This is a genomic window from Vibrio sp. V08_P9A1T1, from assembly GCF_963874405.1.
GTDB lineage: Bacteria > Pseudomonadota > Gammaproteobacteria > Enterobacterales > Vibrionaceae > Vibrio > Vibrio anguillarum.
On the sequence record NZ_CAWNIB010000266.1, the window covers coordinates 1 to 5,589 of the forward strand.

At 46.5% G+C, this 5,589-nt stretch carries 4 protein-coding genes; all 4 read left to right on the forward strand.

Going from position 1 to position 5,589, the window contains the following annotated elements:
• Positions 1–247: 247 nt before the first annotated feature.
• The gene (gene hslR / locus AACT21_RS12370) at positions 248–634 is read left to right on the forward strand and encodes a ribosome-associated heat shock protein Hsp15 (protein ID WP_026028320.1); all 387 of its coding nucleotides are present in this window, start codon (positions 248–250) and stop codon (positions 632–634) included.
• A 31-nt stretch (positions 635–665) separates the two neighbouring features.
• Complete coding sequence (gene hslO / locus AACT21_RS12375; protein ID WP_013855441.1) at positions 666–1,541, forward strand: Hsp33 family molecular chaperone HslO; 876 nt, start codon at positions 666–668, stop codon at positions 1,539–1,541.
• Positions 1,542–1,878: 337 nt separating this feature from the next.
• Positions 1,879–3,507 (forward strand): phosphoenolpyruvate carboxykinase (ATP), encoded by a 1,629-nt coding sequence (pckA, locus tag AACT21_RS12380; protein WP_013855443.1) that lies wholly within the window; start codon positions 1,879–1,881, stop codon positions 3,505–3,507.
• A 107-nt stretch (positions 3,508–3,614) separates the two neighbouring features.
• A complete protein-coding gene (locus AACT21_RS12385; protein ID WP_094164162.1) occupies positions 3,615–5,549 on the forward strand; it encodes an AsmA family protein in 1,935 nt (644 codons plus the stop codon).
• The last annotated feature ends 40 nt before the right edge of the window (positions 5,550–5,589 follow it).

A 5,589-nucleotide genomic window follows, 5' to 3' on the forward strand; every position in this document is an offset into this window, starting at 1 on the left:
ACGAAAACCGGCGGATTGGCCTCAAACTATACTTCCATTTCATTTAAACTATGCTTCCATTTAAATGGAACAGATACATAAGACCGCGAAGATCGCGCTACAAAAACACATTAATATATCATAGGAGACATTCTCGTCATTTTTACTGACATTATTTTGTCGGGTAGCTTGAAAATCTGGAACCAAAACACCATTGTAAAGGCCATAAAACGTACAAGACTAACTCCCTTTGAGGCACATTTGTAGTATGAGTTCTGCGACAGAGCAAATAAGATTGGATAAATGGCTATGGGCAGCACGATTTTATAAAACGCGGTCGATCGCACGCAGTATGGTCGATGGTGGTAAAGTCCATTATAATGGCCAACGCACCAAGCCAAGTAAAATTGTCGAGCTTGGGGCAACGATTACCTTGCGCCAAGGCCAAGAAGAGAAAATCGTCACTGTGATCAATCTGTTAGGGCAAAGGCGCAGCGCGCCAGAAGCACAAACCCTGTATTCGGAAACCGCAGCAAGCATCGCCAAACGTGCCCATCATGCCGAGCAACGTAAGCTCAACGCACACAACCCAAGCCCCGAACGCAGACCAGACAAAAAAGAGCGTCGTGACATCATTAAATTTAAACATCAATAAAAGCTGGACCATGTTCCGAGGAAATAGCTAAATGGCAAATAACATTTTAAATCGCTACTTATTTGAAGATCTATCCGTACGTGGCGAGTTGGTACAATTAGACGACGCGTATCAACACATCCTTTCAAGCCAGGAATATCCAGCCCCAGTACAAAAACTTTTGGGCGAACTGCTCGTCGCAACGACCTTGCTAACCGCAACGCTGAAGTTTGAAGGCTCAATTACCATGCAATTGCAAGGCAATGGCCCAGTTTCCTTAGTCGTTATCAATGGTGATAATGAACAGAAAGTGCGTGGTGTCGCACGCTGGAAAGGCGATATTGCCGATGATGCCGACCTACACACTTTGATGGGTAAAGGTCATTTAGTTATCACTATCGAACCCAAGAAAGGCGAGCGCTACCAAGGTGTGGTCGGTTTAGAGGGTGATAACTTAGTGGAAGTGCTGGAAGGTTACTTCATCCGCTCTGAACAGTTGAAAACACGCCTTTGGATACGCATTGGTACGCAAGATGGAAAAGCCTGTGCCGCTGGTATGTTACTGCAAACCATTCCGGACGGAACGGGTACGCCCGATGATTTTGAGCACTTAGAGCAGTTAACTAACACCGTAAAAAACGAAGAGCTGTTCACCTTAGAAGCCACTGATCTGTTGTATCGCCTGTATAACCAAGAGAAAGTTCAGTTGTTCACCCCACAACCCGTGGAATTCCATTGTGGTTGTTCACGTGAACGCAGTGGGGCGGCCATCATCACAATAGGCAAAGAGGAAATTTACGACATTTTATCGTCTGAAGGATCCGTTTCTTTACATTGTGATTACTGTGGCACCAACTACTCATTTGAAGAGGCTGAGATCGCAACACTCTACGCACAAGCCTCCTCAGGAAGCGACACAATTCATTAATTTGCATGAATTAACAAGCACGAAGAAAACGTATCAGAGCCAGCTTTACGCTGGCTTTTTTTGTGATCAAAACCCAGTAAAATCAAGCCTTAAACAAACAGAATGGCGTACTTATTTTTTTAAAAGTATTAATCTTATTGATCTAGCGCAAAGGTTTGCGTACGCGATAAAATAGTTGCGCCAATATGTGACGGGACACCTAAAACCACAGGAGTGTCATGGGCAATTTTTGAACTGTGTCCCTGTTTTATCCCCCACCCGTTGCTAGCATGGTGAGCAGATAACAATTACAAACATTATTACAAAATCCCTACAAAATCTCTTACAAGGAGCACCTATGACCGTTATGGAACATACAAAGGCTGCACAACTAGACCTGACCAAATACGGAATAACCAACGTAGTCGAAGTGGTTCGCAACCCAAGCTATGAACTGTTATTTGCCGAGGAAACTCGCCCAGACCTTGAAGGCTACGAAAAAGGCGTCGTCACTGAACTTGGCGCTGTTGCCGTTGATACTGGCATTTTTACAGGCCGCTCACCAAAAGATAAATTCATTGTCAAAGATGACACCACACGCGATACCCTATGGTGGACATCTGAACAAGCGAAAAACGATAACAAGCCGATTAACCAAGAAGTATGGAATGATCTAAAAGCACTAGTGGGTCGTCAACTATCCGCTAAACGTCTATTCGTTCTTGACGGTTACTGTGGTGCCAACGCAGATACGCGCCTTTGCGTGCGCTTCATTACTGAAGTGGCGTGGCAAGCGCACTTCGTCAAAAACATGTTCATTCGCCCAACAGAAGAAGAGCTAGCTAACTTCGAACCTGATTTTGTGGTCATGAATGGTGCCAAATGCACCAATGACAAATGGCAAGAGCAAGGCCTGAACTCAGAAAACTTCACTGTGTTTAACTTAACGGAAAAAATGCAGTTGATCGGCGGTACTTGGTACGGCGGTGAAATGAAGAAAGGGATGTTCGCAATGATGAACTACTTCCTTCCACTGCAAGGTATTGCTTCAATGCACTGTTCAGCCAACATGGCTAAAGATGGCGATGTGGCGATTTTCTTTGGCCTATCTGGCACAGGAAAAACCACACTCTCTACCGATCCAAAACGCGCGTTAATCGGCGATGACGAGCACGGCTGGGATGATGATGGCGTGTTTAACTTTGAAGGAGGTTGCTACGCGAAAACCATCAAGCTCTCCAAAGAAGCCGAGCCTGACATCTACAACGCGATCCGCCGTGATGCGCTACTGGAAAACGTCACAGTACGTAGCGATGGTTCGATTGACTTTGATGATGGTTCTAAAACCGAGAATACTCGTGTTTCTTATCCTATCTACCACATCGAAAACATCGTTAAGCCTGTATCGAAAGGTGGTCACGCCAATAAAGTGATCTTCCTATCTGCGGATGCATTTGGTGTGCTTCCACCAGTCTCTAAATTGACTCCAGAACAAACCAAGTATCACTTCTTGTCTGGCTTTACGGCAAAACTAGCGGGTACTGAACGTGGCATCACCGAACCAACACCAACCTTCTCAGCCTGTTTTGGCGCAGCGTTTTTAACGCTCCACCCAACACAATATGCCGAAGTGCTGGTAAAACGTATGGAAGCAGCTGGTGCTGAAGCTTATCTAGTCAACACTGGTTGGAACGGCAGCGGTAAACGCATCTCGATTCAAGATACCCGCGCCATCATTGACGCTATCTTAGATGGTTCGATTGAGAAGGCAGCAACCAAGCATATTCCAATCTTCAATCTTGAAGTACCAACCTCACTACCTGGTGTGAACCCAACCATTCTCGACCCACGCGATACTTACGTGGATCCTCTACAATGGACAAGCAAAGCTGAAGATCTCGCCTCGCGCTTTATCAATAACTTTGCCAAGTATACTGATAACGCAGAAGGTAAAGCATTAGTGGCCGCAGGCCCACAACTCGACTAAAACTGATAAGTCAGTAGCAAGCCCCTTTGATAAGGGGCTTTTTTTGTTGCTGCGTGAGGTAATTTGTTTCACTCTGTCGCAGGTAACGATTTACGAGTAAGGACACCATGAACAAGGCTTTGGCATTGCTGATTGCGATCATCGCGCTATTTCTCACTTTCATGCTGGGTATGTTTGCACTGCTACATACCTCTTATGCTACTCCCGTTGCTCAAACTCTCGTTGAACGGCTTTCGAAAGGAAACGTGACGTTCCAATCTCTTCAATACCAGTATCCTTTGCATTTTCAGTTCAACCAATTAACACTGCGGCAAAATAAGCAGCATATCCCGATAGAGCAAGCCGATATTTGGCTCAGCCCACAGCTCATTCGCGACCAAAAAATCGCCGTTGATAGCGTGCTACTTAGTGGTATCAGTCTACAAAATGGCCTTCCTACCGATTTGCGATCATGGCCCATTTCGGTGAGCCAAATCGCGCTCAATCACGCCGACATCGCCCAACAAGGTTGGCTAGCGCGCGGTGTTAACCTACAGATTAAAAATCCACATTGGCCGGATGCTCCAACAGCTCTGCCTTTCGGCGAGATACAACTCTCAGCCGAACAATTTTATTGGCAAGGAGAAGCGCTGAATAACCTACTGCTCGATATGGATTACAAACCTGCCAACAGCACCGTCTATGGGCTCTCGTTGTCATGGCGCGGCGCGGCTATTTCAGGTCAAGCCGAGCAGTATCCTCAAGGTTGGTCGCTGATCAATGTGACACTGGAAAAACTCAATCTTAGCCGAGATATGAGTCATTCCTTACGCCAATCGGGTTGGTTTCAGCTCTTTGACAAAATAGACCATATCAATAGCTTAGATATTTTAAACAGTCAGATCGAGCTTGCGGATATCAGCTTGCGTAACGTCGATATTTCGCTGGAGAACATTTATCCACACAGCAATATTTGGCAGCAGCAACAAGGTAAATTATCGCTGCGAGCCGACGATGCAACTTGGCTAGGTCAGCAGTGGGTGGAGCCGACCTTTAGCCTGCGCACCGAGCCGGGTAAACTGATTATTGAGGATTTTAGTAGTGAATTTAAGCAAGGTGATATTCAATGGGCGGGTGTTATCACCCCAACCTCAGCATCGCTGCAACAACTCACTATTCGCGGTGTAAAATGGGTGAGCGAAAGCAAAGATGATTTTACGTCGCTGAGCCAGCATTGGCCGGGGGTTGATAACCTCACCATCGAGCAACTCACCATCGCCAATAGCCAACTCATTCAATTGTTTGCGCCACCTTATTGGCAATTGTCTGGTGTCCATGCCAAAGGGAAGCAGTTAACTCTCGTAAAAGAAAAACGCTTGGGATTGTGGCAAGGCACGCTCAATATCAGCGCAAACAGCGCCAGCTACGATTCACTATTGAGCACGCAAAGCGTCGTTGAGATGCGCAGCGAGCAAGGCCAATGGTACCTAGATCGTTTATTCATGCCGTTAGAAAACGGCTATATCGATGCCACTGCGCGTTGGAATTTCCAAACGTTAAGTCAGCCTTGGCAAACCAACATTCATGCCGATGGGCTACCGCTAGCTGTGCTCAATAAAGTCACCCAGCTTCCCTTTACCATAGAGGGTATCAGTGAATTGGAAGCGCAGGTCAACGGCCTCGCCGGAGACTACGCCACCTTCGCCCACTCCCTCACAGGTGAAGCAACGATCAATATTCGACAAGGCATATTAACGCTAAGCGATCCTGAGCAAAACCTCAGCCATGAGCCGTTTACGCTCGAAGGTTTAGTCATTCACTCAGACAGAGGGCGGATGATGATTAATACAACGCCGCTGGTTGGAAAGACGCTCAAGGCAAACCTTGATGGTCACGTGGATTTGGTCAAGTTGGAGAAAGGACAACTTAACCTTAACCTCCAACAGATGTGCCGTGAGATGCACTTCGAACTGCTCCACAACACACAGCACACCATCTATTCGTGTGATCCAGAAACCGATACTTACTCAGCCGATGATGCGGCGGCTAACAATGCCTTGTAATTGGGGATCAACATATAGGTTCCCGTAAATTCAACGGCGG

Coding starts and splice junctions, on each gene's coding strand:
- hslR (WP_026028320.1), top strand. CDS start 248: ATGAGTTCTGCGACAGAGCAAATAAGATTGGATAAATGGCTATGGGCA.
- hslO (WP_013855441.1), top strand. CDS start 666: ATGGCAAATAACATTTTAAATCGCTACTTATTTGAAGATCTATCCGTA.
- pckA (WP_013855443.1), top strand. CDS start 1,879: ATGACCGTTATGGAACATACAAAGGCTGCACAACTAGACCTGACCAAA.
- AACT21_RS12385 (WP_094164162.1), top strand. CDS start 3,615: ATGAACAAGGCTTTGGCATTGCTGATTGCGATCATCGCGCTATTTCTC.